General features: G+C 72.0%; 24 protein-coding genes. 7 read left to right on the plus strand and 17 right to left on the minus strand.

Going from position 1 to position 25,656, the window contains the following annotated elements; genetic code table 11:
* Positions 1-53: 53 nt before the first annotated feature.
* The 8 genes from DQ384_RS03905 to DQ384_RS03940 form a co-directional block, all read right to left on the minus strand.
* Complete coding sequence (locus DQ384_RS03905; RefSeq protein ID WP_147268625.1) at positions 54-413, minus strand: hypothetical protein; 360 nt, start codon at positions 411-413, stop codon at positions 54-56.
* 5 nt (positions 414-418) lie between these two features.
* Positions 419-832: a YbaB/EbfC family nucleoid-associated protein gene (locus DQ384_RS03910; protein ID WP_114027282.1), complete on the minus strand. Its 414-nt coding sequence runs from the start codon at positions 830-832 to the stop codon at positions 419-421.
* Positions 833-1,018: 186 nt separating this feature from the next.
* Positions 1,019-1,537, minus strand: coding sequence for a hypothetical protein (locus tag DQ384_RS40945; protein ID WP_181871008.1), 519 nt, complete (start codon positions 1,535-1,537; stop codon positions 1,019-1,021).
* Positions 1,534-2,574: an SseB family protein gene (locus tag DQ384_RS03920; protein ID WP_114027496.1), complete on the minus strand. Its 1,041-nt coding sequence runs from the start codon at positions 2,572-2,574 to the stop codon at positions 1,534-1,536. The genes DQ384_RS40945 and DQ384_RS03920 overlap by 4 nt, the downstream gene beginning before the upstream one ends.
* A 109-nt stretch (positions 2,575-2,683) precedes the next feature.
* Positions 2,684-5,215 carry a serine/threonine protein kinase gene (locus tag DQ384_RS03925; protein ID WP_181871009.1) on the minus strand — a complete coding sequence of 844 codons (2,532 nt, stop codon included), beginning with the start codon at positions 5,213-5,215 and terminating at the stop codon, positions 2,684-2,686.
* Between the two features lie 271 nt (positions 5,216-5,486).
* Positions 5,487-6,398: a GTPase Era gene (era, locus tag DQ384_RS03930; protein WP_245966233.1), complete on the minus strand. Its 912-nt coding sequence runs from the start codon at positions 6,396-6,398 to the stop codon at positions 5,487-5,489.
* A 17-nt stretch (positions 6,399-6,415) separates the two neighbouring features.
* Positions 6,416-6,754, minus strand: coding sequence for a cytidine/deoxycytidylate deaminase family protein (locus DQ384_RS03935; protein WP_114027497.1), 339 nt, complete (start codon positions 6,752-6,754; stop codon positions 6,416-6,418).
* Positions 6,755-6,764: 10 nt separating this feature from the next.
* Complete coding sequence (locus tag DQ384_RS03940) at positions 6,765-7,391, minus strand: hypothetical protein (RefSeq protein WP_147268626.1); 627 nt, start codon at positions 7,389-7,391, stop codon at positions 6,765-6,767.
* Positions 7,392-7,592: 201 nt separating this feature from the next.
* Here DQ384_RS03940 and mycP point away from each other — a divergent pair, with 201 nt between their 5' ends.
* Positions 7,593-8,750 carry a type VII secretion-associated serine protease mycosin gene (gene mycP / locus DQ384_RS03945; protein WP_114027286.1) on the plus strand — a complete coding sequence of 386 codons (1,158 nt, stop codon included), beginning with the start codon at positions 7,593-7,595 and terminating at the stop codon, positions 8,748-8,750.
* A gap of 204 nt (positions 8,751-8,954) precedes the next feature.
* Here mycP and DQ384_RS03950 read toward each other — a convergent pair whose 3' ends face one another.
* The gene (locus DQ384_RS03950; RefSeq protein ID WP_181871010.1) at positions 8,955-9,689 is read right to left on the minus strand and encodes an RICIN domain-containing protein; all 735 of its coding nucleotides are present in this window, start codon (positions 9,687-9,689) and stop codon (positions 8,955-8,957) included.
* Positions 9,690-10,183: 494 nt separating this feature from the next.
* Complete coding sequence (locus DQ384_RS03960) at positions 10,184-10,744, minus strand: hypothetical protein (RefSeq protein WP_147268627.1); 561 nt, start codon at positions 10,742-10,744, stop codon at positions 10,184-10,186.
* A gap of 83 nt (positions 10,745-10,827) precedes the next feature.
* Between DQ384_RS03960 and DQ384_RS03965 the strand changes: the two genes are divergently transcribed.
* Positions 10,828-13,833, plus strand: a complete 3,006-nt coding sequence (locus DQ384_RS03965) for an AfsR/SARP family transcriptional regulator (protein WP_181871011.1) — start codon at positions 10,828-10,830, stop codon at positions 13,831-13,833.
* Between the two features lie 100 nt (positions 13,834-13,933).
* Here DQ384_RS03965 and DQ384_RS03970 read toward each other — a convergent pair whose 3' ends face one another.
* From DQ384_RS03970 to DQ384_RS03995, 6 genes are read right to left on the minus strand one after another with little or no spacing between them, the layout of a single operon-like run.
* Positions 13,934-14,734 (minus strand): urease accessory protein UreD, encoded by an 801-nt coding sequence (locus DQ384_RS03970; protein WP_245966234.1) that lies wholly within the window; start codon positions 14,732-14,734, stop codon positions 13,934-13,936.
* A 55-nt stretch (positions 14,735-14,789) separates the two neighbouring features.
* Positions 14,790-15,491: an urease accessory protein UreG gene (gene ureG / locus DQ384_RS03975; protein ID WP_114027291.1), complete on the minus strand. Its 702-nt coding sequence runs from the start codon at positions 15,489-15,491 to the stop codon at positions 14,790-14,792.
* The gene (locus DQ384_RS03980; RefSeq protein ID WP_114027292.1) at positions 15,481-16,182 is read right to left on the minus strand and encodes an urease accessory protein UreF; all 702 of its coding nucleotides are present in this window, start codon (positions 16,180-16,182) and stop codon (positions 15,481-15,483) included. The genes ureG and DQ384_RS03980 overlap by 11 nt, the downstream gene beginning before the upstream one ends.
* A 39-nt stretch (positions 16,183-16,221) precedes the next feature.
* Positions 16,222-17,946, minus strand: a complete 1,725-nt coding sequence (locus DQ384_RS03985; RefSeq protein ID WP_114027293.1) for an urease subunit alpha — start codon at positions 17,944-17,946, stop codon at positions 16,222-16,224.
* Positions 17,943-18,281, minus strand: a complete 339-nt coding sequence (locus tag DQ384_RS03990; protein ID WP_114027294.1) for an urease subunit beta — start codon at positions 18,279-18,281, stop codon at positions 17,943-17,945. The genes DQ384_RS03985 and DQ384_RS03990 overlap by 4 nt, the downstream gene beginning before the upstream one ends.
* An 11-nt stretch (positions 18,282-18,292) precedes the next feature.
* Entirely contained in the window at positions 18,293-18,595 is a 303-nt protein-coding gene (locus DQ384_RS03995) for an urease subunit gamma (RefSeq protein WP_114027295.1), read from the minus strand.
* 325 nt (positions 18,596-18,920) lie between these two features.
* Here DQ384_RS03995 and urtA point away from each other — a divergent pair, with 325 nt between their 5' ends.
* From urtA to urtE, 5 genes are all read left to right on the plus strand, one after another.
* Complete coding sequence (gene urtA / locus DQ384_RS04000) at positions 18,921-20,150, plus strand: urea ABC transporter substrate-binding protein (RefSeq protein WP_114027296.1); 1,230 nt, start codon at positions 18,921-18,923, stop codon at positions 20,148-20,150.
* 269 nt (positions 20,151-20,419) lie between these two features.
* Positions 20,420-21,286 (plus strand): urea ABC transporter permease subunit UrtB, encoded by an 867-nt coding sequence (gene urtB, locus DQ384_RS04005; RefSeq protein WP_114027297.1) that lies wholly within the window; start codon positions 20,420-20,422, stop codon positions 21,284-21,286.
* Entirely contained in the window at positions 21,283-22,389 is a 1,107-nt protein-coding gene (gene urtC, locus DQ384_RS04010; RefSeq protein WP_114027298.1) for an urea ABC transporter permease subunit UrtC, read from the plus strand. The genes urtB and urtC overlap by 4 nt, the downstream gene beginning before the upstream one ends.
* Positions 22,386-23,225, plus strand: a complete 840-nt coding sequence (urtD, locus tag DQ384_RS04015; protein WP_114027299.1) for an urea ABC transporter ATP-binding protein UrtD — start codon at positions 22,386-22,388, stop codon at positions 23,223-23,225. Before urtC ends, urtD begins: the two co-directional genes overlap by 4 nt.
* On the plus strand, positions 23,225-23,917 hold the full coding sequence (gene urtE / locus DQ384_RS04020) for an urea ABC transporter ATP-binding subunit UrtE (RefSeq protein ID WP_114027499.1): 693 nt from the start codon (positions 23,225-23,227) through the stop codon (positions 23,915-23,917). The genes urtD and urtE overlap by 1 nt, the downstream gene beginning before the upstream one ends.
* Before the next feature lie 6 nt (positions 23,918-23,923).
* On the opposite strand, the gene ctaD is transcribed toward urtE, so the two are convergent.
* The gene (ctaD, locus tag DQ384_RS04025; protein WP_425451414.1) at positions 23,924-25,552 is read right to left on the minus strand and encodes an aa3-type cytochrome oxidase subunit I; all 1,629 of its coding nucleotides are present in this window, start codon (positions 25,550-25,552) and stop codon (positions 23,924-23,926) included.
* Positions 25,553-25,656 lie beyond the last annotated feature (104 nt).

Consider the following 25,656-nt stretch of genomic DNA (forward strand, 5'->3'; position numbering starts at 1 on the left):
GCGTTCCGATCTCCGCGTCCGGGTGCCGGCGGGCCGGGGCGGAGGCGCCGGGGTCAGATGCTCCGGGTGGAGTCCGCCTGGCTCTGGTCGGTGTGCCGGGTGGTCGTGACGGCCGTGCGGACGTTCGCCCCCAGGGCGTCGATGTCCTTCATGATCCGGTCCCCGTCCCGGATCATGGCGTCCGTCCCGCCGTCCTTCGTGTACGCCTGAATGAAGGCGGTCCCGGCGGTGTCCCGGCCCCACGGGGCCGCCGCGAGCAGCCGCTGGAGCCGCTCGGTGCCGGACTTCCAGAGGCCCGTCACGTCGGTCGCCGCGGTGTCCCACTGGGACAGCCCGAGGTGCGCGGTCTGGGCGTGGATGTCCACGTGCGGCCCCTGGCCCGCGTACTGGGAGGTACGGACGTTGTCGGTCATGGCGGTCACTTCTTCCCGAGCATCCGCGCGGCCATGTCGTCCAGGACGCGCTGGAGGTCTCCGTCGAGGTGCGCCCGCATCTGGTCGGCGGGGATGATCGGGTCGAACACCTCGACCACCCTGGCCCGTGCCTTGTCGGCGGCCCGGTGGACGGTCTCGGTGATGGCGTCGGCCAGCCGGCGCGAGTCGGGCCGCCGGTACACGCGGGGGTCGATGTCCAGCCGGACGAGGTCGCCGCGGGCGCCGACCGTCGCCGAGATCAGCCCGTCCTCCGACTTCTCGGTGACCTGGACGGCCCGGGCCTTCTCGTGCAGAGCGGGCGCCTCCTCCTGGAGGCGCAGGAAAGAGGCGCGTAGTTCGTCGGCGTAGGCGCGCATCTCCGCGCCGACGGCGTCGTCCACGCCTTCCGCGGACTCCATTCACACCTCCCCGAGCACCTGTCCGGACCGATAGAGCGCTGAGCGGCGCAGTAATCGCGGTCTAACTTCCGGGAAACAGTCGCTGAGCGGAATTGTGGCATTCACGAACATCATCCGGCAAGCATTGTGAACGTCGAATAGCGCAATAGGCGATATGCCAGATATATGGCGATATGGCGGTATTCATCACATGTCGAGCGGGACGACATGCTCGCGCAGGCCGAGCACCTCGTCCCGCCGCACCCAGCCCCGGTAGACCCCGCGCTCGGCGCGCGGCAGCCCCAGCGCGCGCGCCACCGGCGCCAGGCCCCCGGTGTACTCGACGAGCAACTCGCCGCAGTGCCCGCCGAGATGCCCGCCGAGATGCCTGTCCAGATGTCCGCCGGCAGGCTCGCTGACAGGCCCGCCGAGATCCCCGTCGGCGGGCTCGCCGGCGTCCCCGCCGGGCCGCTCGCCGGTGTGCCCGTCACGCGCGTCGTGCACCTGGCAGGGGACCCCGCGCCACGTCCCGACCGTCGTCACGAACACGACGGCCTCGCACTCCTCCGCCGGCACCGGCCGCACGTAGCGGCCCGGCGCGACCTCCTCGAAGCCCTCCGCTGGCGTCGCGCGGCGCAGCCGGATCCACAGCCGCCCGGCCCGGACGTCGGGGCTCGCGTCGTACTCCGCCCCGCGCCACCGCGCCCGGTACGAATGCCACCTCATCGCGGCCCGTACGGATGCTCGCCGAAACCGCGCCCGACCGGGTGCTCGCCGGACCGGTGTCCTGCCGGGTCCATGCCAGGGCCGTGTCCTGCCGGGTCCATGCCAGGGCCATGTCCTGCCGGATCCGGGCCAGGGCCGTGTCCTGCCAGGTCCGCGGCCCGGACCAGCATCCACCGCTCAAGGTCGCCGTCGAACAGCGCGCGGCGGTGCTCGACGCCCGCGGCGGTCAGCTCCCAGATCTCGGCCCCGTGCGGCAGCCCCACCCCGTCGATCTTGTACTCGCGGACCACCTGGTCGACGTTCGGTGCCAGACCCATCCCGGCGAAGGGCGGTTCCTCGATCACCCACCCCGCCACGGCCGCCCGCGTCTCCTCGTCCGTGCCCCCGTACGGGGTGCGGTACAGGGCCGTCCCGACCGCGTGCCACCGCAGGATGTGGACCGACCCCGCGTCGGTGACCACGCCCTCGTCCCCCGAGCGGCCCACCGCGTCGGCGAGGACGACCGGGGTGGCGATGTGCGCGACGTCGAGCGCGTGGTGGCAGTACCCGGAGACCCGCGTACGCCCCTCGGCCAGGTACGCGTACAGGTCGGCGGGAGTCAGCAGCTTCTGCACCACCGGCGGCCCCGCCCCCGGTTCGGCGGCGCGGTCGTCGGCCAGGGAGGGCACCGCCAGCCGCGCGACCGTGCCCGGCTCCAGGAAGAAGTTCACCGGAAGGCCCGGGTTGACGGCCAGCCCCCAGCGCGGGTCGGGCCAGCCGGCGGCCATCTCGGCCAGCGAGACGATCCTGTGGTGCCCGGCGAGCCCGCCGACGCGGGCGCGCATCGCCTCGGCGGAGGTGTAGGCGACGATCCAGGTGCGCTCGGTGTCGGACGCGGTCGGCCACGCGACCGGCGCGCGGCCCGCCGCGGCGTCCGGCCCGATCGGCAGCGCGAGGTCGGCGCGGCGCAGCAGGCCCAGGCAGCGGGCCAGGTCGCCCTCCGCGAAAGCCGCGGCCAGCTCCTCCTCGAATGGCCCCGCCGGCTCCCAGTCCCGCACGCCGACCACTCTAAGGCGCGTCCACTTCCGTGGGCGGGAAACGCTCGTCGCTCGTCGTCATCCGGCTTCCTTCGCTTCGGAAGTCGGCTTCACGACCCCCGTGGGACGTTCACCGGCAGTTGCCGAAGGGCGCGCTGGTGGAACCGCTGCCGGTGGTGCCGCGGAAGCGGACGCACTTGCCCTTCGACTGCATGATCACCGGACCGGCGTAGTACTTCTCGGACCCGCCGTCGGTCAGGGGAGCGCTGCCCTGCACCTCCAGGGTCGCGGACACGGGAGACGCCACGCCGATGTGGTCGGTCTTCATCGTCACCACGCAGCTCGCCCCGGACTGGTTGCTGAAGAGCTGGTAGGTGACGCCGCCGCTGAAGGCACTCGACCGCTGGACGTAGTAGGCCGTGCCCCGGCCCGCCGACTCGCAGACCTGCGCCGGCGTGTACGGGTTGGAGGCCGGCGCCTGCGTGCGGGTCGGCTGGGTGGCGCGCGGGACGACCGTGCCGCCGGTGGGCCGCGGCGCGACGGAGCCGGTCGCGACCGGGACCGGCACGAAGGGCTTGGTGACGGTCGGGCGCGGCCTGGTGACGGTCGGGCGGGGGGTGACGGTCCTGGTGGCCGTCGGCCGGGGCGTGGCCGGGCCGGACGCGGTCGGACGCGGCGACAGCGTGGGAGAAGCCGTGGGCGACGCCGTCGTGCTGGGTACGGGGCTGCCGGTCGGCGACCCGGTGGGAGAGCCCGTGGGAGACCCTGTCGGGGATGCCGTCGGGGATCCGGTCGGCGACGGGCTCGGCGTCCCGGAGGGGACGGGCGTCTCGGACGGCCCGGAGGGGCTCGGCGTCGGCTCGGCGGACGGGCTCACCGTGGGCGTCGCCGTGACCGTCACCGTGGGCTGCGGCGACGGCGACTGCGCCGGAGAGGTCGTCTGGGTGGGGATCGGCGGCGGGGTGAACTGCGGCCACTGGGACGGCGTCGGGATCCCGATCGACGGCGTGGCCGTCGTGATCCGCATCGGGTAGACGCCCTGGTCCTGCGGGGCCGGCGAGGTCGCCCACGGCACCGTGACCTGCGGGCGCGGCGCGGTCGTGCCGCCGACGTCCGAGCCCTGGGCCTGCGTGCCGGCCGACTCGGCCGCGCCGGTCACCTGGCCCTCCGCGGCGACGCGCCCGATCTCCTGCGGGGAGGCGTACTTGCCCGCCCCCCACAGGCCGAGCCCGGCGAGCCCGACCACGATGCCGACGCCCGCCGCGAGCCCGACGGGGAAGTGCGCGCCGGCCTTCTTGCGCGGCGACGCGGCGGCGGACCCGCCCTCGCCGTTCGCGGACGGCCGCGCGGGGTGCTCCGGGCTCTCCTCCGTGGGCAGCGCGGGGGCGCTCCACACCTGCTGCGTGGGCGGCGCCTGCGCCGGGACCTCCCACACGGGCTCCTGGCCGGCCGTACGCGGGGTCACCACGGAGCCGGGCTCGACGACCCCGGCCTCGGGCCGCGGGTCGCCGGAGATGACCGGGCCGGACACGGCCGGGCCGGGGATGACGACCCCGGACCCGCCGGGGGTGACGGCCACGGTGTCCCCGGACGACTCCGGGCCGGACACGAGCTCGCCGGAGATGACCATCCCAGGGGCGGAGCCCGCGGCGGGCGGGAGGACGGCCCCGGGCACGGGGGCGGCGGGGATGGCGCGGGCGGGCGGCGCGGCCTTCTCCTCGCCGAGCAGCCACAGCATCGCGCCCTGCGCGGTGGGACGCTGGGCGGGCGTCTTGGCCAGGCACGCGCCGGCGACGTCGCGCAGCGGCGTGGGAAGGGCGCCGAGGTCGGGCCAGGCGGTGGCGATGGCCTGCGGCCCGCCGGTGAACGGCTCGCCGCCGGTCGCGGCGTAGGCCATGGTGCGGGCCCAGGCGAACACGTCGGCGGCCGGGCCCGCCGGCTCGCCGCGGACCTGCTCGGGGGAGCGGTAGTCGGTCTCGCCGAGCCCGAAGTCGGCGACGCGCGGCCCGTCGGGGCCGAGGAAGACGTTGTCGGCGGTGAGGCCCCGGTGGGCGATTCCGGCGAGGTGGACGGCGGTGAGCGCGGTCAGCGTGCCGACGGCGATCCGCTCCAGGGCGTCGCCGGTCAGGGGTCCGCCGGCCTCGACGGCCTGGCGCAGGGAACGGCCCTCGACGTACTCGCGGACGACGTAGGCGCGGTCGTCCACCCATCCGGCGTCGATCGCGCGCACCGCGTACGCGCTGGAGACCCGCTGGGCGGCGGAGAGGTCGTCCAGGACGCGCGAGCGCGCCTGGTCGTCGGCCTCGGGCCAGCGGGGGAGCAGCTTGACGACGAACCGCGGCTCGTCCCCGGACCCTTCGGCGGCCGGCTCGCCGCTCGCCCGGGGGGACGACGGCTCGGCGACGGTTCCGGCCGTCTCGGATGACCTGGCACCGGTTTCGGATGGCTCGGCGGCGGAGGGCTCGGAGCCGGTTCCCGAAGGCGCCGGCGTGGTCTCCGGAACGGAGGATATGGAGGAGCCCGGCGATGCCGGCGATTGGGGGGCGGACGCGGGACGGGTGTGCTCGGCCAGGTAGGCGGTTCCGCGCGGGCCGTCGCCCAGGCGTCCGAGAAGCGTGTAGTCGCCTACCTGCTGAGGATCCCCCGGTAGCAATGGCTGCATATCCCTCATCGCCTTCCCCTGCGGCTCACCCGTCGCAGATCATGACACCACATGATCAAGCCCCGTAGGGCGTGATTCGTCACGCCTGCATCACTTGTTACGGTTCTGTTGATCATGTACCGAGATAACGGGATATGTCGCAGAAATCCATTCGCGCGCGCGTTCACGTCCGGCCATGGTGAGCCCTCAAGGCGAGGCGGGCAGCCCGGTGGGGAAGGGGCCGCCGGACGTTCCCGGGCCGACGGGCCCCCGTCGTGAAAGCCGCGGCGGATCAGTCGTAGAAGCCGAGGCGGCGGAGCTGCTTGGGGTCGCGCTGCCAGTCCTTGGCGACCTTGATGCGCAGGTCCAGGTAGACGTGGGTGCCGAGCAGCGCCTCGATGTGCTTGCGCGCCCGCGTGCCGACCTCCTTGAGCCGCGCCCCCTTCGGCCCGATGACGATGGCCTTCTGTGAAGGACGCTCGACGTACATCTGCGCGTACACGTCGAGCAGGTCGTCGCGGCCCTGCCGGGGCACCATCTCTTCGACCAGGACGGCGATCGAGTGCGGCAGCTCGTCCCGCACGCCTTCCAGGGCGGCCTCGCGGATCAGCTCGGCGACCAGCACGTGCTCGGGCTCGTCGGTGAGCTCGCCCCCCGCGTACAGCGGCGGCGACTCGGGCAGGCGGTCTACGAGCAGATCGCCGAGGGTGCCGAGCTGCTCCCCGGACTCCGCGGACACCGGGACGATCTCGGCGAAGTCTGCCAGCCTGGACACCGCGAGCAACTGGCCGGCGATCTGCTCGCGGCTCGCGAGGTCGCACTTGGTGACCACGGCGACCACCGGCGTCTTCTTGACGGCCGCGAGCTTCTCGGCGATGAAGCGGTCCCCCTTGCCGATCGGCTCGTTGGCCGGAACGCAGAAGCCGATCACGTCGACCTCGGTCAGCGTCGAGAGCACGAGGCTGTCCAGCCGCTCGCCGAGCAGCGTGCGCGGGCGGTGCAGGCCGGGCGTGTCGACGATCACGAGCTGGGCGTCGGGCCTGGTGACGATGCCGCGGATGGCGCGGCGGGTCGTCTGGGGCTTGCTGGAGGTGATCGCCACCTTGGCGCCCACCAGCGCGTTCATCAGCGTCGACTTGCCGACGTTGGGCCTGCCGACGAAGCAGGCGAACCCGGCACGGAACTCAGCGGCTGAGGAACTCACGCCTTCATTGTCCCCGATCAGATGTACCGCCCCTTCACGGCGCCGTCGGGGGCGGCCAGGAACAGGACGGCGTCCCCGAGATCCTCGATGGCGGCCAGGTCGGCCGCGCCCGGCTCCTCCTCGTCGGTGACGAGCGCGGCGGCCTCCAGCGACACGGCCCCGCTGGACACGGCCATCGCCACCGCCACCTGCACGGCGGAGAGCTTCAGCGACGGCAGGTCGACGTTGGTCGCCGTGTAGGTGCGCCCGGTCTCGTCGCGGACGGCGGCGCCCTCGGCCGTGCCGTTGCGCGCGCGGGCGGCGCGGGCCAACGTGATGATCTTGCTGTCCTCGGGGGCGAGGGAGGTCTCGGTCACGGGCACAAGGCTACTCGGCGGCCTCCCGGACCTTGGCCGCGAGCAGGGTGGCGAGTTCCTCGGTCCGCTGCGGGTCGAGCTTGGCCATGCCGGTGTGCACCAAGGAGATCAGGATGCCCCCCGTGCGCACCACGACCAGGTGCATCTCGTACGGATAGCCGCCGACCCGCCCCTTGTACCGCCGCGCCTCCACGCCGTCCCCGATCGTGCGCACGGGCAGCGGCGAGCCGACCAGCCGGTCCCCGGCCCCGGCGGCCTTCACCGTGGCCACCGGGCAGTCCCGCATGAGGTCGGCGGCCGTGCGCAGCGCCTGGCGCGCGTCCCCCGGGGCGTACGCGGCGAGGACGACGCCCGCCGTCTCGCCGAGGCGGTTGCCCCGGAAGGACGCGGCCTCGGCGACGCCGTCCCCGTGCTTGCCCTCGGCGAGGTCGAACAGCTTGCCGCAGCGCTCGTCCGCCGGGCGGAACGGGGGCTGCCAGCCGGTTCCGGCCCGGTCGGTGAAGTCGACGGACGGGTCGTCGACCTCCGCCAGCGCCTTGCGCGCCCGCGACAGTTCCTCACGGCTCCTCTGCCCGCCGCAGGCCGCCGCCGCCCCGGCGAGCAGGGCGCAGGCGAGGACGACACCGATGACGCGCATCGTCATCCCCCCGATTCGCTCCGATGGGATCCCCCCGGTCCCACCTGCGGGTTTTCTTCCCGATCATCCGAAGGCGCAATCTCGTGAGCTCTTGTCCCGGGCGGAGGCCGGATTGGCTACGCTTCTCGCGCGAACCCAGGCGAACCCGGGCGGGCGCTCGCGCCGGGCGCGCGGGGACACCCGGGGAGATGGAGCTGAGGCATGGTCGGTCGGGGGATCCTCGCCGGCGCGCTGGCGCTGGCGCTCGCGGGAGGTCCGAGCACGGCCGCCGCGGCGGTCAGGGAGCCCCAGCCGTGCGTGCCCAAGCGCGGCGGCATGCAGGTCGGCGAGTCGTGGGCGCAGCGGCGGCTGGCGTTCACCGGGGTGTGGCCGCTCACGCGCGGCGAGGGCGTCACCGTCGCCTTCGTCGACACGGGGGTGGACCCGCGGCACCCGCAGCTCGACATCGCCAAGTCCGTCGACCTGACCGGCACCACCCCGCTGGACTGCGTCGGCCACGGGACGGCGGTGGCGGGCATCATCGCGGGCTCCGACCGCGAGGACGTCCCGTTCGCCGGCGTGGCCCCGAAGGCCCGGCTCATCAGCATCAAGCAGGCGAACGGCGACCGGGGGGACGTGACGCTGCTGGCCGCGGGCATCCGGCGCGCGGCCGACCTCGGCGCCCAGGTGCTGAACGTCTCCATCCAGACCACCGACCAGCCCGACCTGAAGAGCGCCGTCGAGTACGCGCTCGCCAACGACGTGGTGATCGTCGCCGCGGCCGGCAACGTCCAGCAGGAGGACGGCACCGTCGTGCCCGCCTACCCCGCCGCCTACGAGGGCGTGCTGTCGGTCGGCGCCGCCGGGCCGGACGGCAGGCGGACGAACTTCTCCAACGCCGCCACCCCGGTCTCGGTGCTCGCGCCCGGCGAGAACGTCACGAGCACCTGGCCCGGCGCCGCGTACGAGCAGGACCTGGACGGGACGAGCTACGCGGCGCCGTTCGTCGCCGGGGTGGCCGCGCTGGTACGGGCGCGCCACCCGGAGCTGGACAACGTGCGGGTGCGGCGGCGCATCGAGATCACCGCCGACGGCGCCTCGGGCTCGGGGACGGGGGCGGGCATGGTGAACCCGCTGCTCGCGGTGTCGGAGATCCTGCCCTCGGAGGTCGTGGCCCTCGCGCCCCGGCGGCCGGACCCGCTGCCCTCGGGCATCGTGGCCAAGCCCCCGCCTCCCGACCACGAGACCATGGCGCGCGCGGGCGCCATCGCGCTGATCGCGGTCTGCGTGGCGGCGCTGGTGACGGCGGTGAGCCTCGTCATCCCTCTGGGACGGCGGCGCGGGTGGAAACCGGGACGCACGGCCGTTCCCGGAGACTGATTTCACCCGCCGAACGCCCGCCGATACTACGCGTGTCGCTGCAATTGGCCACCAGGGTCGTACAAGGTCGCGCACAAGCCTGCGCTGTTCGCGCACGACGGAGCGCGCCCTCGCCGGGACGATGCGAGCCGCGTGAGTGGCTTCGTCGGTGAGGGCGCGCTGCGGTCGGGTGCTGGTGATATCGCGGAAGAGGAGGTCGGCCGGCTACCAGTTGATGCGCTGGCTTGGCCCCCCGGTGCAGGGGGCTGATATGACGGGTGTTCCGTTGGCGTAGCTGCTCACGTCCACACACGCTCCGCTTGAGCTGACGGTTTCGCGGCTGAAATAGCGAAATTCGGACGCGAAGTTGCACGAGATGAGGAAAAGGTGACCGTCGTCTCCGAGACATTTGTTACTGGCAACATTGCGGATGGCGCCGCCAAGGTCCCACCGGAACCGCTGGCTCGGCTGGCCGGCGCAATCCCACAGGATGACCGGCGTGTAGTCTGCATAGGAGGATACGTCCCAGCACTTGTCTCCGGCGACATGGCGGAAGTTCCAACTGAACTGCTGGCTGGGCTGCCCCAGGCAGTCCGCGAGAATCAATTGCGTTCCTGCGGCGTAGCTACGCACGTCGAGACAGCGGGCACCGGTGGTGCTGCGGAGCACGCCATCCCACCACTCCCAGCGTTGGCTGGCCCGGCCGTGGCAATCCCACAAGACGGCCGGCGTGCCTGCGGCGTAGCTACTGACGTCGAGGCACCGGTTGCCGGCGATCGACCTGATCGTGCCGTCGGTCGCGCGACGAAATTGCTGGCTGTCCCGGCCGTGACAGTCCCACAAGATAACGGGCGTCCCGTTGGCGTAGGAGCTCACATCCAGGCATCGGCCGCCGGCCACGCTGTAGATCGCTTTGGGTGAGAATTCCGCCGCCTGAGCAGCAGAGATGGGCCCTGTCATCGAGAGAAGAGCAGCAACAGCCACTACAACTCGCAGAAGACTGCTTTTCCACCTCATCGCTCCCCCTTTCGTGGTAGACGTAAGTGTTGTCGGAATATAGTTGGTAGAAGCGTCTGGTGCCCCGCGGCCTTCCGGGTGGCGCCCAGACGTAAGGGACTCCGGAGGTAGTGAAAGACGTCGTCCGCGTGCGGATATGACAGCTTTATCCGGGCGCGACGTCCGGCTCATTCACGACCTGGCGAAGGCGATTCTCACGGAGCCCGGGCCGGTGCGCGTGTGGCCGCTGCTCATGGAACGCTGACCACCGACCTGCCGGTGGACCTGGCCGTCCTCATTGACTTGGACTGGCAGGCCGGAACCGGCCATGCCCGACGTGCCGGCCGAGGCGGGACCGATCAGCGGCCCCACGACGACGCAGGGAATCGCGACCAGGACCGCCGGCAGTCCCGCGACAGTGGGACGTGTGCCATGCGAGCCTCCTGTCGCCGCATGGGTCAGGGCCGGCGGAAGACGAGGACGGTGATGTTCTCCTGGCCGCCGTTGTCGTCCCGCTTGGGGTCGTTGACCTGGAACCGTAGGCGACCGCTCGCCGAGCCCCGGTAGATGTAGCAGGGGCTGTTGGACCCGACGGGCCGCCACGCGGTCGTGCTGACCTCGCCGTCGTCGAGCCGGATCGGCCGGTTCGTGACCCGTGAGAACGCCTTCACCATCAGCATGTACGGTGCGAGCGTCGGCGCCGGCCAGCCGGGCCCGGCGATCCGGCCCTCGTCGCCGTCCGGGTCCTTCGTGGTGCCCCACCAGTCGATGCGCAGGATGGAGAAGTTGTCGGTGCGCGCGGAGAAGACGTCGCCGGGGACGAGCGTGGCGACGCTCACTCCCCGCGGGTCCTCCCCGTCGAGAGTGGCGCGCAGGACGCGGTCCGGGGCGTCCCCGCCGTCGCAGTGGTCGAACGGGGTGCGGACGGTCGCGCTCGCCGGCACCGTGGCGAACCCGGCGGCCAGGGGCAGCGCGAGGGCTAGCGCGGCGGCCGCCCCCACCATCTTCGTCGTTTTCATGGTCCCCCTTAAGGAGTGAAGTGATACGACGATGAATGAGAGGCGGGCGAAAAACCTTGAAGAATCCTTGAATGGGGGAACGCGTGGAATTCAGGCTGCTCGGCTGGGTCGGACTGGAAGACGGTGGCCGCGAGATTGACACTGGGCACAGCCGGCAGCGCTGCGTTCTTGCCGCGCTGCTGATCGACGCCCGTGAGCCGGTGATGACCGCCGAACTGGTGTCCCGCGTGTGGGGCAGCGACCCGCCCGACTCGGCGCTCAACGTGCTCTACGGCTACGTCACCCGGCTGCGCAAGGTCCTCGCCCCCTCCGGGATCCGGCTTCTGCGCCGCGGCGGCGGCTACCTCATCGACGTCGAACCCGCCCTCGTCGACGCGCTGCGCTTCAAGCGCCTACAGGCCACGGACCCCGCCGCGGCGCTGGAGGCCTGGCGGGGCAAGCCGCTACCCGGCATCGAAGGCGAGTGGGCGGATCAGGTCCGTGCTGGTCTGATCGCGCTCCACCTGTCGGCGCAGCTCCGGCTCGCCGAGGAGGAGACCGCGCAGGGCCGTCACACCGCCGCCGTGGACAGGCTGAGTGGCGTGCTCGCCGAGCATCCGCTGGAGGAGCGAGTAGTGGCGGTGCTGATGACCGCGCTGTTCCGCGCCGGGAACACGCCGCAGGCCCTGGACTGCTACCTGGCCTTCCGCCGGCGTCTGTCCGACGAGCTCGGCATCGGGCCGGGAGCGCGGTTGCGCCTGCTCCACCAGCGCATACTCGAAGGTGACAGCGCGCTGGACCGGCAGGAGGCCGCGCCCGTTCCGGCCGGCCTGCCGTACGACGTGCCGGGATTCGTCGGGCGCGCCACGGAGCTGGCGGCGATGAACCGGGTGCTGCGCAGCCGGACGCCGCTGGTGATCTCCGCGATCGAGGGCATGGCGGGCGTCGGCAAGTCGGCGCTCGCCGTGCGCTGGGCGCACCGGGTGCGCGAGCGCTTTCCCGACGGCAGCCTCTACGCCGATCTCGGCGGCCACGCACCGACCGGTCCCGCGGACCCGGCCCGCGTGCTCGGCGACTTCCTCGCCGCACTCGGCACCGCGCCAGCCCGCATCCCCGGTGGGCTCGACGCCCGCTCGGCGCTCTTCCGCGCCCTGCTTGACCAGCGCAGGATGCTCATCATCCTCGACAACGCCCGCTCCGAGCAGCAGGTCAGGCCGCTGCTCCCGACGGCGGACAGCTGCGCCACGGTGATCACCAGCCGCGTGCCGCTCCATGGCCTGGTCGTCCGCGAGCGCGCACAACGCATCGTCATCGGCACGCTCACCCCGGCCGAGTCCGAGTCACTGCTGCGAACCTTCGTCCCGTACGGCGACGCCGCATCGTTACGAGAGCTGGCACGGCTGTGCGCCCACCTGCCGGTGGCGCTGTGCGTCGCGGGTGAGAGGGCGGCGCGTGGCGACCGCCCGCTGCCTGACCTGGTGGCCGAGCTCCGATCGGCGAGCAACAGGCTGGACCTGCTCGAGGTCGCGGGCGATCCGCTCAGCAGCGTGCGGGCCGTGTTCTCCTGGTCCTACCGCACGCTGCCAGAGCCGGTGGCCTCGATGTTCCGCCGACTGGGCGCGCACCCGGGTCCCGACATCGAGCCGGGCGCTGCGGCGGTGCTGACAGGCTGCTCGCCCGGCGAGGCCGCCGACCTGCTCGGAGCGCTCGCCGAGGCGCGGCTGATCGAGCCATACCAGCCCGGCCGCTGGCGCATGCACGATCTGCTGCGCGCCTACTCCGTCGAGTGCGGCGGCGAGCAGGACGAGGCTGTAGCGCGGCTGCTCGACCATTACCTCGACCGCCTGTCCTCCGCCATCAGTCTCGCCCTGCCGGGAGAGGTCGTCATCCGGCCCGACGCCGAACCGTTCCCCGACCCGGCGCAGGCGCAGGCATGGATGGAGGCCGAGCGCTCCAACTTGGTGGCAGCCGCCGACATGGCGCTCACCCGGTCACCCGCGCTCGGCAGGGATCTCGGCCGGATGCTGGTGCGGCACCTCGACATGGCCGGGCAGCAGGAGGAGGCCAGGCGTCTCTACCGCAGTGCGGCACGTGCCGCGCACGCCACGGGCGACCTGATGGGACAAGCGTCGGCGCTCACCGCGCTCGGCGTGGCGCTGATCCGCAACGGCGAACTGGAGGAGGCGCACGAGAGCTTCCGCCGTGCCGTGGAGCTCTGGGAGACCCTGGACGATCCACGCAGCCAGGGCGGCGCGCTGGGCAACATCGCGATGATCCAGGTGTTCCGGGGGCAGTACGCCGCCGCGCTGGCGGATCTGGAGCGCGCGGCCGCCCTGTTCGAGCGCAGCGGCCACCTGTCCGGGCAGGCCAACGTGCTCAATCACATCGGCGAGATCCACTGGCGCACCGGCGCCTACCGAATCGCCGTCCCCCTGCACGAGAGGGCGATGGAGATCGCCGCCGAGATCGGAGACCGGGCGGGCGTGGCCGTCTCGCGCGGCGACATCGGCAACGCCCTGTTCAGGCTCGGCGAGTACGGTGAGGCCCTGGAACACCTGGAAGCCTCCCGGGACTTGGCCAGGTCGATCTCCTACGTGTACGCCGAGCTGACCTCCATGGTCAACATTGGCCGCGTGCATGCCGCGACCGGCGACCTCCAGGCGGCCTACGACCTCTACCAGGAGGTGCTCGCCGCGCTACGCGAGACGGAGGACCGTGACATGGAGGCGGAGACGCTCGACTGTCTCGGCGAGATCTACCTGGCCTGGGGGGAACACGAGCGCGCACTCGACCACCATCGACGCGCCCTGGAGCTGTTCCGCGCGTCCGGCAGCCGCACGTTCGAGGCCAGCGCGCTCAACGGGCTCGGCGAGGTGGAGCGCGCGCTTGGGCATCCGAAGGAGGCAGGTGCCCGGCATCAGGAGGCGCTGGAGCTCACGAAGGCCATGGGTGACCGGTTCCAGCAGGCCCGCGCACTGGTCGGCCTGGCCAGGCTCCGCGCCGACCAGGGGCTGCCGGCGGAGGAGTGGGGGGAGGCTCTGCGGCTCATGGACGACATGGAGGTCCCCGAGGCGGCCCAGCTGCGAGGGGAGCTGAACGCCCCGCTCTGAATACGGAGCCTCTCGGGAGCGGCGGCGACTCCGGTGCCGTCGATGCCCGGCGAAGAAGTGGCGCGCTGGCCGGGACCATCGCGGACGAGCACGCGCGGCGTCAGGACCGGCCGGGCTCGCAGAGCGACTCGCCCCAGGTGAGGCGTTCGCGCAGGGTGGGGGCGTCGGGCGCGAGCGCGGACACCAGCGTGCCCGGCCCGGCCAGGGGCAGCACCGCGCAGCCGTCGCCGATCACCGCCTCGGGCGGGGACTTGAGGGCGGGCGGCCTCGGCCCGGCGACGAGCACGCTGCCGACGCAGCGGGCGTCGCCGTACACCGCGGGGCTGCCGTCCACGGCGGGGTCGCCGACGACGAACTCCTGACGCAGCAGCGGCACGCCGGAGGCGGTCGCGTCGAAACGGGCGTGGCAGGTGCCCGGCCGCTCGCCGAAGCGGCCGAACACGATTTCTTCTCGCCAGTACACCGACGCGCCCTCGTCCATCGCCAGCCTCACGATCATGCGGTGCGCGCACCCGGCGGCCAGGACGACCGGCTCGGGGGCGTACCGCAGTGAGGCGCCGGCGCCCACCCGCGCCTCGACGATCGCCACCGATTCGCCGGGACCTGGGAGGACGAGCGTGCTCGCCACCGAGGCGAGCTCCAGCGAGGTGCCCGGCGCCACGTCGAGGTGGAGCTCCAGGCGGTCGCCGCCGAGGGGCCCGGCGGCGGTGGACACGAGATGTACTCTGGCCGGCCCGGTCGCCGGTCCTGTCTGACGCAGGGTCAGCGGCGGATCCGACCGGAGCGTCCGCAGCACGGTGCGGCCGCCGGACAGTTCGGTGACCACCGCGGCACGCGCGTCCAGCGACCTCCGGTCCGGCGGGGACGGTACCGGGGGGCGCGGCGTGGCGGAGGTCGTCACCGTGTTCTCAGCCTTCTCCTCAGCGTTCTCGGTTTCTCTGGCGTTCTCGGCAGGTTCAGGCGTTGGTGGACGGGACGGCGGGACCGTGCGGGTGGTGCGCCCGGGCGTGCGCCCAGGACTCGACCACGCCGTGCACCCATTCGGCGACGGCGTAGACCTCGGGAACCTCCCTGATCGAGGTGAACAGGACGGGCTTGCCGTCGCGCACGGCGGCCGCGTCCCTGGACATCACGGTCAGATCCGCCCCGACGTGCTTGGCCAGGTCGGTCTTGTTGACGACGAGCAGGTCGGCCGTCGTCACGCCGGGGCCGCCCTTGCGCGGCACCTTGTCGCCGCCGGACACGTCCAGCACGAAGATCTGCTGGTCGGCGAGCCCCCGGCTGAAGGTGGCGGTCAGGTTGTCCCCGCCGCTCTCGACGATGACGAGGTCGAGCGGCCCGAAGCGTTCCTCCAGGGTCTCGACCGCGTCGATGTTGGCCGCGATGTCGTCGCGGATGGCGGTGTGCGGGCAGCAGCCGGTCTGCACGGCGACGATGCGCTCGGGATCGAGCACCCCCGCCCGGCGCAGGAAGTCGGCGTCCTCGGTGGTGTAGATGTCGTTGGTGACCACACCCAGGCGGAGCACCGGGCCCAGCGTGCGGCACAGGGCGGCGACGAGCGCGGTCTTGCCGGACCCGACTGGTCCTCCGATGCCCAGGCGCAGCGCGCGGTCCAGGGATGCGGGGGACTGGTGGCGGTCCTCGTGGTTAGCTGACAAAGAGCCGTACCTCCGTGCGTAGGTGCTGTTCGGCCAGCAGATCGAGTGCGGGAGCGGCGTGCGCGGGAAGGTCCTCCCACGCGGTGGTGGCGCATGACGCGCGCGCCACGCGTTCGAGGTCGGGCGCGAGGCCGGCGAGCACGCGGTGCACGTCGACCGGGTCGAGCCCGAGCAGCCGGACGGCGGCCGTGGCCGGCCCGGTGATCGCGTTGTAGGCCGTGGCGAGGGCCGCGTCGTGGGGTGCGCACCCCGCCGCCCGCGCCGCCGCGCCGAGCGCGATCGGGTGGTGCGGCCCTTCGGGCACGGCGCGTGCCAGGGCGTCCAGCGCCGGCGAGGGCCAGATGCGGCGCCCGCTCCTCAGCAGGAGCCTGCCCTGGGTGCGGCTCGCGCCCCGTTGCGCGGGCGAGGCCGTACGGGCGTCCGCCTCGGCGTCCAGCGCCCGCCAGGCGCCGGCCCCCGGTTCCGCGTACGCGCCGCCGTCGTCACCGGCCGCCTCGCCGACCGCGCACGCGGCGGCGGCGAGGGCGGCGGCGACGAGGCCGGTCGTGGCGAGCCGGCCACGGAGGAACCGCGCCAGATCCTCCGGGCCGGTGATCGCCCCGATCCGCACCGCCTCCTCGGCGCCGCCGGAGTGGCCGTGGCCACCGGCGGGGAGCCGGGAGTCGGCGAGCAGCAGCAGCGCCGCGTCCATGTCAGACGTCCGTCAGCATCGTCGAGGGTGCCGGCTCGGTCAGAACAGGAAGTAGCGCTGGGCCATGGGAAGCTCCTCGGCCGGGGCGGGTTCGATCGTCTCGCCCTCCACGCGGACCGCGAACGTGTCGGGGTCCACCTCGATGGCCGGGAGCGCGTCGTTGAGGGGCATCGACTCCTTTCCTCGCCGGCGGACGTCGGCGACGGGGACCAGCCGCCGGGCCACGCGCAGCCGGTCGGCGAGGCCGTCCTCCAGCGCGAGCGGCGCGACGAAGTGCAGGGACGTGGCGGCCGCGGTGACCGGGGCCGCGCCGAACATGGGGCGGGGCAGCACGGGCTGCGGCGTCGGGATCGAGGCGTTCGCGTCGCCCATCTGCGCGTACGCGATGACGCCGCCCTTGACGACCAGATCGGGCTTGACCCCGAAGAACGCCGGCTGCCACAGCACCAGGTCGGCGAGCTTGCCCACCTCGACCGAGCCGACGTGCTCGTCCAGGCCGTGCGCCACCGCCGGGCAGATCGTGTATTTCGCGACATAGCGGCGAGCGCGCAGATTGTCCGCCGCGCCGTCGCCGGGCAGCGCGCCCCGGCGGCGCTTCATCACGTGCGCCGTCTGCCAGGTCCTGATGATCGTCTCGCCGACCCGGCCCATCGCCTGCGAGTCCGACCCGATCATCGAGATCGCGCCGAGGTCGTGCAGCACGTCCTCGGCCGCCATCGTCGAGGGCCGGATGCGCGACTCGGCGAAGGCCAGGTCCTCGGGCACGGAGGGGTTCAGATGGTGGCAGACCGTCAGCATGTCGAGGTGCTCGTCGAGCGTGTTGACGGTGTGCGGGCGCGTCGGGTTGGTCGAGGACGGCAGCACGTTGGCGTACGACGCCACACGGATGATGTCCGGCGCGTGCCCGCCCCCCGCGCCCTCGGTGTGGTAGGCGTGGATCCCCCGGTCGCCGATCGCCTGGAGCGTCGACTCCACGAACCCGGCCTCGTTCAGCGTGTCGGTGTGGATCGCCACCTGAACGCCCGTCGCATCGGCCACCCGCAGGCACGCGTCGATCGCGGCGGGCGTCGTGCCCCAGTCCTCGTGCAGCTTGAACCCCGACGCGCCCGCCCTGAGCTGCTCCATCAGCCCCTCGGCGCCGGTGGTGTTGCCCTTGCCGAGCAGGGCGACGTTGACGGGCATGCCGTCCATCGACTCCAGCATGCGCGCGAGGTACCACGTGCCGGTGACGGTGGTGGCCTTGGTGCCGTCGGCGGGGCCGGTGCCGCCGCCGATCAGCGTGGTCACCCCCGCGCCGAGGGCCTCGTCCACGATCTGCGGGCAGATGAGGTGCACGTGCGAGTCGATCGCGCCCGCCGTGATGATCTTGCCGTTGCCGGCCAGGATCTCGGTGGAGGGGCCGATGACCAGGTCGGGGTGGACGCCGTCCATCGTGTCGGGGTTGCCGGCCTTGCCGATGGCCGAGACGCGCCCGTCCCGCACGCCGATGTCGGCCTTGACGATCCCCCAGTGGTCGAGGATCACCGCGCCGGTGATGACCAGGTCGGGGGCGCCCTCGGCGCGCGTCGTCCGGGCCTGGCCCATCGACTCGCGGATCACCTTGCCGCCGCCGAACACGACCTCGTCGCCCGCGCCCTCCGGGCTCCTGCTCAGGTCGTCGGTGACCTCGATCAGGATGTCGGTGTCGGCGAGACGGATCCTGTCGCCGGTGGTCGGGCCGTAGAGCGCGGCGTAGCGCGAGCGCTCGATCGAGGGACCGCTCATGCCGGCTCCCGGGCGTCCGCGCCGCGCTCGTCGAGCGCGCCCGCGTATTCGAGCCGCAGGCCGGGGACGACCCGCAGCCCGGCGATCGGGACGAGCCGGACGTCCCGCTCGACCCCGGGCTCGAAGCGCACGGCGGTGCCCGCGGGGACGTCCAGGCGCAGGCCCCACGCCGCGTCCCTGTCGAAGTCCAGCCCCGGGTTGGCGGCGGCGAAGTGGTAGTGCGACCCCACCTGGATGGGCCGGTCGGCGGTGTTGACGACGCGCAGGGTGACCCGCTCGCGCCCCGGATTGAGAGGAATGGGCGCCTCGCCGTGGAGGATCTCGCCTGGCGTCACGTGGACCCCCGTCAACTGATCGGCCGGTGGACGGTCACGAGCTTGGTGCCGTCGGGGAAGGTCGCCTCGATCTGCACGGATTCGAGCATCTCGGGGATGCCCTCCATGACGTCCTCCCGGCGCAGCACCTTGCGTCCCGCGTCCATGAGCTCGGCGACGGTCTGGCCGTCCCTGGCGCCCTCCAGCAGGAAGGACGCGATGACCGCGGTGGCCTCGGGATGGTTGAGGCGCAGCCCCCGCGCCTGGCGTTCTCGGGCGACACCCGCCGCGACATGGATGAGCAGACGTTCCTGTTCGTGTGGGGTGAGCCGCATGGCCGGACACTAGGCAACGGTCGTTTCCGTGGTGTGACGGCGCCATTTCCGGATCGTGTCGGACGCGGTGAGGCGGCGATATCGCGTTCCAAACCCGCCACGGCCCGAATGGCGGGGGGCGGCGGCCGGGCGGAGCGGCCCGGGCAAAGGTCGAAGGCCGCCCCTAAGAACACCTTATATGGACCTGCGGCAAGGGCCGGACGTGTTGTTGCGGTGAAGAGCCGGTAAAGCGCAATTAACGAACGCGACCACGCCGGGAAACCTCGCTCGATCACCTTGGCGGCAGACAGGTCGGTGCGGGGGCCGTATCGGCAAGGAGGAATAATTGCGCAATTCGGCGTGGCGTATCGGGGCCGCGGTCGCGCTCCTCGCGACCGGGCTCGCCGCCTGCGGTGGCCAGTCGTCCACGAGCTCCTCCGGCGGCACCGCCGCGGGGGGAGACTCCGGCATCAAGGTCGGAATCCTGCACTCGCTGAGCGGCACGATGGCGATCAGCGAGGTCACGGTCCGGGACGCCGAGCTGCTCGCGATCGAGGAGATCAACGCGGCCGGCGGCGTGCTCGGCAAGAAGCTCGTCCCCGTCGTCGAGGACGGCGCGTCCGACTGGCCCACCTTCGCCGAGAAGGCGACCAAGCTCATCGCCCAGGACAAGGTGGCGACCGTGTTCGGCGGGTGGACCTCCGCCAGCCGCAAGGCCATGCTGCCGGTCTTCGAGAAGCGTAAGGCCCTGCTGTGGTACCCGGTGCAGTACGAGGGGCTCGAAAGCTCGCCGTACATCTTCTACACCGGCGCGACCACCAACCAGCAGATCGTCCCCGGGCTCGACTATCTCAAGGAAAAGGGAAAGAAGAAGATCTTCCTGGTCGGCAGCGACTACGTTTTCCCGCGCACGGCCAACAAAATCATCAAGGCGTACGCGGCGGCGAACGGAATGCAGGTGCTCGGCGAGGAATACACCCCGCTCGGCCACACCGAATACAGCACGCTCGTGAACAAGGTCGTCCAGGCGAAACCCGACGCGGTCTTCAACACGCTGAACGGCGACAGCAACGTCGCCTTCTTCAAGCAGCTCAAGAGCGCCGGGGTCACGGCCGAGGCCATGCCCGTGATGTCCGTCAGCGTCGCCGAGGAAGAGGTCAAGGGCATCGGCGTCGACAACATCGCCGGCCACCTGGTGGCGTGGAACTACTACCAGACCACCGAGAACCCGGCCAACACGAAGTTCGTCGAGGCGTTCAAGGCCAAGTACGGGGCCGACCGCGTCACCTCCGACCCGATGGAGGCCGGCTACAACGCCGTCTACCTCTGGGCCGAGGCCGCGAAGAAGGCCGGCTCGACCGACGTCGAGGCCGTCAAGAAGGCCGCCGGGGGCATCTCGCTGGACCGCCCCGAGGGCAAGGTGACCATCGACGGCGAGAACCAGCACATGTACAAGACGGCCAGGATCGGCGTCATCGAACCGGACGGTCAGATCAAGGAGGTCTGGAACTCCGGCTCGCCGATCAAGCCCGACCCCTACCTCAAGACCTACCCCTGGGCCGGCGGACTCGCCTGACGGCCCCCGCGAACGTGGCCGGGTCGAGGGGGAGTCTCCGCCCGGCCACGCCAAGGGTCCTGGAACGCGGGCCGCGACCCGACCGCGGGGATCACCGCGGCGCGCGCGACGCGGCGCGGCCCGCGTTCCGGACCCCGACCACCCGCCGTACGTCACGACCGGCGGCGCCCCCGGCACCGGCGACCGCCCCCCGAACCAGCACAGATCGCGCGGATGCGAGAGGCCGAGATGCCGAGATACCGAGGAACACGAGACGGGGTGAGGACCGGATGGAGGCCATAGTCAACCAGCTGCCCATCGGGCTCTCGATCGGGGCGGTGCTACTGCTCATCGCGCTCGGCCTGACCTTCACGTTCGGCCAGATGGGCGTGATCAACATGGCGCACGGCGAGTTCATCATGGCCGGCGCCTACACCGCCTACCTGCTCCAGGACTGGGCGGGCCGCCAGGCGGTGATCGTCGCGCTGCCCGTCGCGTTCGGCGTGGCGGGACTGATGGGGCTGGTCCTGGAGCGGGCCGCGATCCGGCACTTCTACGGCCGCCCGCTCGACACGCTGCTGCTCACCTGGGGCGTCAGCCTGGTGCTCCAGCAGGCGGCCCGAGACCTGTTCGGCGCGCCGAACGTCCAGGTGCAGGCCCCGTCCTGGCTCCAGGGCGGCATCGGCATCCTGCCCTACAACCGGCTGTTCATCATGGCCCTCGCGATCGGCAGCGTCGTGGCCGTCTGGGCGTACATGTCCCGCACCTCGCAGGGCCGCCGCATGCGGGCCGTCATGCAGAACCGGCAGCTCGCCGCCGTCATGGGCATCAACACCGGACGGGTGGACCAGCGCACCTTCTTCATCGGCTCCGGCCTCGCCGGCATCGCCGGGGTGGCGCTCACCCTGATCGGCCCGGTCGGACCGGCGCTCGGCACCTACTACATCGTCGACGCCTTCCTCGTGGTCGTCGCCGGCGGCCTCGGGCAGCTGCGCGGCGCGGTCATCGCCGCCGTCGCGCTCGGGCTGCTCAACTCCTACGCCGAGTTCTGGACGAACGCCAGCCTGGCCAAGGTCATCGTCTTCGTGGCGATCATCGCGTTCCTCCAGGTCAGGCCGCAGGGCCTGTTCGTCCTCAGGTCGAGGGCGCTGACATGACGGCCACCGTGCGGGGCGAGCGCGACACGGTCGGCCTGGCGCCGCCGGGCCCCGGCAGGCCCTGGCACGCCCGCCTGCTCGGCCCGGCCGCCTTCACCGCGATCGCCGTCCTCGCCCTGGTGGTGGCGCCGCTCGCGCTGGAGCCCTTCCGCCTGGGGCTGCTGGCCAAGTACCTCTGCTACGCCATCGTGGCGCTCGGCATCGGCCTGGCGTGGGGCCAGGGCGGCATGCTCACCCTCGGCCAGGGCGTGTTCTTCGGGCTCGGCGGCTACGCGATGGGCATGTACCTCAAGCTGCACGACGCCGGGGGACACCTGCCCGACTTCATGGTGTGGAGCGGCGTCGAGAAGCTGCCGCCGCTGTGGGTGCCGTTCGGGAACCCCGTCTTCGCCATCGCCTTCGCCGTGGCGGGGCCGGTCCTGCTCGCCCTGCTGCTCGGCACGCTGGTCTTCCGGCAGCGCGTGCGCGGCGCCTACTTCGCGATCCTCACCCAGGCGCTGGCCGCCGCCACCGTGATCCTGCTGGTGGGACAGCAGGGGCTCACCGGCGGCACCAACGGCCTGACCAACTTCTTCGACCTGTTCGGACAGGACCTGGCCGCCGACGAGACCCAGCGCGGGCTGTACCTCGTCGTGGCGGCCGTGCTCGGGCTGCTCTACCTGGTGGCCCGGCAGCTCGTGCGCAGCCGGTTCGGCCGCCTGCTCGTCGCGATCAGGGACGGCGAGGACCGCGTGCGGTTCCTCGGCTACGACCCCGCGACCGTCAAGACCGTCACCTTCGCCGTGTCGGCGGGCATGGCCGGCCTCGCGGGGGCGCTGTTCGTGCCCGTCGTCGGCATCATCTCCCCGGCGCTGCTGGGCGTGGTCCCCTCGCTGGAGCTGGTGGTCGCCGTCGCGGTCGGCGGCCGGTTCTCGCTGGCCGGGGCCGTCCTCGGCGCCGTGGTCATGGGGTACGCCAAGACGTCCTTCAGCGAGCAGTTCGCCGACGGCTGGCTGTACCTGCAAGGGGCGCTGTTCATCCTCGTCATGACGCTCGCGCCCAAGGGCCTGCTTGGCCTGGCCGCCCGCGCCCGCGACCTGCTGCCGTCGAGGAGGCGCGCGTGAACGGAGCACTGCTGGAGGTGCGGGGCCTGCGGGTCGAGTTCGACGGGTTCCGCGCCATCGACGGCGTCGACCTCACCGTCGAGCAGGGGGAGCTGCGCTTCCTCATCGGCCCGAACGGCGCGGGCAAGACCACGCTGATCGACGTCATCACCGGCCTCACCCGCCCGGCCGCGGGCTCGGTGCGGTTCGAGGGGTGGGACCTGGTCGGGCGTAGGGAGCACGAGATCGTCCGCATGGGCGTCGGGCGCACGTTCCAGACGTCGGTCGTGTTCGAGCAGCTCACCGTCACCGAGAACCTCGACCTGGCCGCGTCGTTCCGCAGGCCGCTGTGGGCCCTGGCCCGGCGGCGGCGCGGGGTGTCGGAGGCCGTCGACGCGGCGATGCGCACCACCGGGCTCACCGAGCTGGCCGGCCGTCCCGCCGGGGTGCTCTCCCACGGCCAGCGGCAGTGGCTGGAGATCGGCATGCTCATCGCCCAGCGTCCCCGGCTGCTGCTCCTGGACGAGCCGGTGGCCGGCATGTCGGGGGAGGAACGGGTCCGCACCGGCGAGCTGCTCACCGAGATCGCCAAGGACCACACGGTGATCGTGATCGAGCACGACATGGACTTCCTGCGGCGCTACGCGTCCCAGGTGACGGTCCTGCACGAGGGCAAGGTCCTCGTGGAGGGCTCGGTGGAGCAGGTGAGAGCGGATCCGCGCGTCCAGGAGGTCTACCTTGGCCGCCGCGCGGAACCCGGGACGGACGCCGGCGCCGGCCCCGGTCCGGCCGGTGGCCCGGCGGAGGCCCCGGACGCCGGCCCGGTCGTCGGCACGTCCGTCGGAGAGGGAATGTGATGCTGTCGGTCAGAAGTCTGGAAGCCGGCTACGGCAGGGCGCGCGTGCTGTTCGGCGTGTCGTTCGACGTCGAGCCGGGTCGGCTCGTCTGCGTCATGGGACGCAACGGCGTGGGAAAGACCACGCTGCTCAACACCGTCATGGGCGTGCTGCCGGCCACGGCGGGCACGGTCACGTTCGAGGGAAGGGACGTGACGCGGCTGCGCCCGCACGAGCGGGTGCGGCTCGGCCTGGGGTACGTCCCCCAGGGACACGAGACGTTCCCGCAGCTCAGCGTGATGGGCAACCTGCTCGTCACGCTGGAGGCGTCCCCGCACAAGGATCCCGGCGCGCTGGACGAGGCACTGGAGGTCTTCCCCCGGCTGAAACCGCTGCTGAAAAGGCGCGCGGGCTTCCTGTCCGGCGGCCAGCAGCAGCAGCTCGCCATGGCCCGAGCCCTGGTCACCCGGCCCAAGCTGCTCATTCTGGACGAGCCGACCGAGGGCATCCAGCCGTCCATCGTCCAGGAGATCGAGGAGGCCATCGAGCGGCTGCACGCCTCCGGGCTCGCGGTGCTGCTCGTCGAGCAGTACCTCGACCTCGCGCTGCGCCTGGCCGACCGGTTCTTCATCCTGGACGCCGGGCACGTCGTGCGCGCGGGCGGCGCCGAGGAGCTTCGCGGCGAGGAGGTGCACCGCCTGCTGGCCGTCTGACCGGGCTCATTCCCGGCGGCGCACCGTCTCCACTCCGGTGATCGGCAGCAGCGAGTAGTGGTAGTCGAACGCCGGGCGCTCGGAGCGGATCGGCGGGATGTAGGTGAAGTTGTGCCGCGGCGGCGGGCAGGACGTGGCCCACTCCAGCGAGTTGCCGAAGCCCCACGGGTCGTCCACCTCCACCTTGGGGGCGTATCGCCACGTCTTCCATATGTTGAACAGGAACGGCAGCGTCGAGGCGCCGAGCAGGAACGCCCCCGCCGAGGAGATCATGTTGCCGGTCGTGAAGCCGTCCGTCGGCCCGTAGTCGGCGTACCGTCGGGGCATGCCCTGTGTACCCAGCCAGTGCTGCACCAGGAACGTGGCGTGGAAGCCGACGAAGAGCGTCCAGAAGTGCCACTTGCCGAGCCTGTCGTCCAGCATCTTCCCGGTGAGCTTCGGCCACCAGAAGTAGAAACCGGCGAACATCGCGAACACCACGGTGCCGAAGACCACGTAGTGGAAGTGCGCGACGACGAAGTACGTGTCGCTGACCTGGAAGTCCAGTGGGGGCGAGGCCAGGATCACTCCGGTGAGCCCGCCCAGCAGGAACGTGACGAGGAACCCTACGGCGAAGAGCATCGGGGAGGGGAAGACGAGATGCCCCCGCCACATCGTGCCGACCCAGTTGAAGAACTTCACCCCTGTGGGAACGGCGATGAGGAACGACATGAACGAGAAGAACGGCAGCAGCACGTGACCGGTCACGAACATGTGGTGCGCCCACACCGTCATCGACAGGCCCGTGATCGCGATGGTCGCGCCGACCAGCCCGATGTAGCCGAACAGCGGCTTGCGGCTGAAGACCGGGAGCACCTCGGTGATGATGCCGAAGAACGGCAGCGCGATGATGTACACCTCGGGGTGCCCGAAGAACCAGAACAGGTGCTGCCACAGCAGCGCGCCGCCGTTCCGGGCCTCGAAGACCTGCGCGCCGAGCTTCCTGTCGATCTCCAGTACCAGCAGCGCGGCGGCCAGCACCGGGAACGCCATCAGCACGAGCACGCTGGTGAACAGGACGTTCCACGTGAAGATCGGCATCCGGAACATCGTCAAGCCGGGGGCGCGCATGCAGATGATCGTCGTGATGAAGTTCACCGAGCCGAGGATCGTCCCGAGCCCCGACAGCACCAGACCCATGATCCACAGGTCCGGCCCGAGCCCTGGCGTGTAGGTGCCGCTCGACAGCGGGGCGTAGGCGGTCCACCCGAAGTCCGCCGCCCCGCCGGCCGTGACGAACCCGGACACCACCATCAGCCCGCCGGCCAGGAACAGCCAGTAGCTCAACATGTTGAGCCGAGGGAACGCGACGTCCGGCGCGCCGATCTGCAACGGCATGATGGCATTGGCGAACCCGGCGAACAGCGGGGTGGCGAACAGCAGCAGCATCAGCGCGCCATGGTTGGTGAACAACTCGTTGTACTTCTTCTGCGACACGAACTGCAGGCCGGGCTCCAGCAACTCGGCGCGGATCATCATCGCCATGATGCCGGCGATCAGGAAGAAGCCGAACGAGGTGACCAGGTAGAGGTTGCCGACCACCTTGTGGTCGGTCGTGCTCGCCCACCTGAGGAGGAGCCGGCCCTTCTTGGCCAGCTTGGTCGTCGGGGCCGGGGGCTCCTGGGTGTAGATCACGGGCCGTCCCCAACCGTACGGCCGGCCGGCCATCGGGTGGCGCCGGCCGTACGGCCCGCCCGCCA

The organism is Sphaerisporangium album, assembly GCF_003323745.1.
In the GTDB taxonomy this organism is placed as follows: Bacteria; Actinomycetota; Actinomycetes; order Streptosporangiales; family Streptosporangiaceae; genus Sphaerisporangium; species Sphaerisporangium album.

Excerpts from the sequence above, each read along its gene's own strand:
- DQ384_RS03925 (WP_181871009.1), bottom strand. The coding sequence starts at position 5,215 with ATGCAGCCATTGCTACCGGGGGATCCTCAGCAGGTAGGCGACTACACG.
- mycP (WP_114027286.1), top strand. The coding sequence starts at position 7,593 with ATGGTCGGTCGGGGGATCCTCGCCGGCGCGCTGGCGCTGGCGCTCGCG.
- DQ384_RS03995 (WP_114027295.1), bottom strand. The coding sequence starts at position 18,595 with ATGCGGCTCACCCCACACGAACAGGAACGTCTGCTCATCCATGTCGCG.
- urtC (WP_114027298.1), top strand. The coding sequence starts at position 21,283 with ATGACGGCCACCGTGCGGGGCGAGCGCGACACGGTCGGCCTGGCGCCG.
- DQ384_RS03940 (WP_147268626.1), bottom strand. The coding sequence starts at position 7,391 with ATGCGCGTCATCGGTGTCGTCCTCGCCTGCGCCCTGCTCGCCGGGGCG.
- urtB (WP_114027297.1), top strand. The coding sequence starts at position 20,420 with ATGGAGGCCATAGTCAACCAGCTGCCCATCGGGCTCTCGATCGGGGCG.
- DQ384_RS40945 (WP_181871008.1), bottom strand. The coding sequence starts at position 1,537 with ATGAGGTGGCATTCGTACCGGGCGCGGTGGCGCGGGGCGGAGTACGAC.
- DQ384_RS03905 (WP_147268625.1), bottom strand. The coding sequence starts at position 413 with ATGACCGACAACGTCCGTACCTCCCAGTACGCGGGCCAGGGGCCGCAC.
- urtE (WP_114027499.1), top strand. The coding sequence starts at position 23,225 with ATGCTGTCGGTCAGAAGTCTGGAAGCCGGCTACGGCAGGGCGCGCGTG.
- DQ384_RS03985 (WP_114027293.1), bottom strand. The coding sequence starts at position 17,946 with ATGAGCGGTCCCTCGATCGAGCGCTCGCGCTACGCCGCGCTCTACGGC.
- DQ384_RS03910 (WP_114027282.1), bottom strand. The coding sequence starts at position 832 with ATGGAGTCCGCGGAAGGCGTGGACGACGCCGTCGGCGCGGAGATGCGC.
- DQ384_RS03960 (WP_147268627.1), bottom strand. The coding sequence starts at position 10,744 with ATGAAAACGACGAAGATGGTGGGGGCGGCCGCCGCGCTAGCCCTCGCG.
- DQ384_RS03980 (WP_114027292.1), bottom strand. The coding sequence starts at position 16,182 with ATGGACGCGGCGCTGCTGCTGCTCGCCGACTCCCGGCTCCCCGCCGGT.
- DQ384_RS03950 (WP_181871010.1), bottom strand. The coding sequence starts at position 9,689 with ATGACAGGGCCCATCTCTGCTGCTCAGGCGGCGGAATTCTCACCCAAA.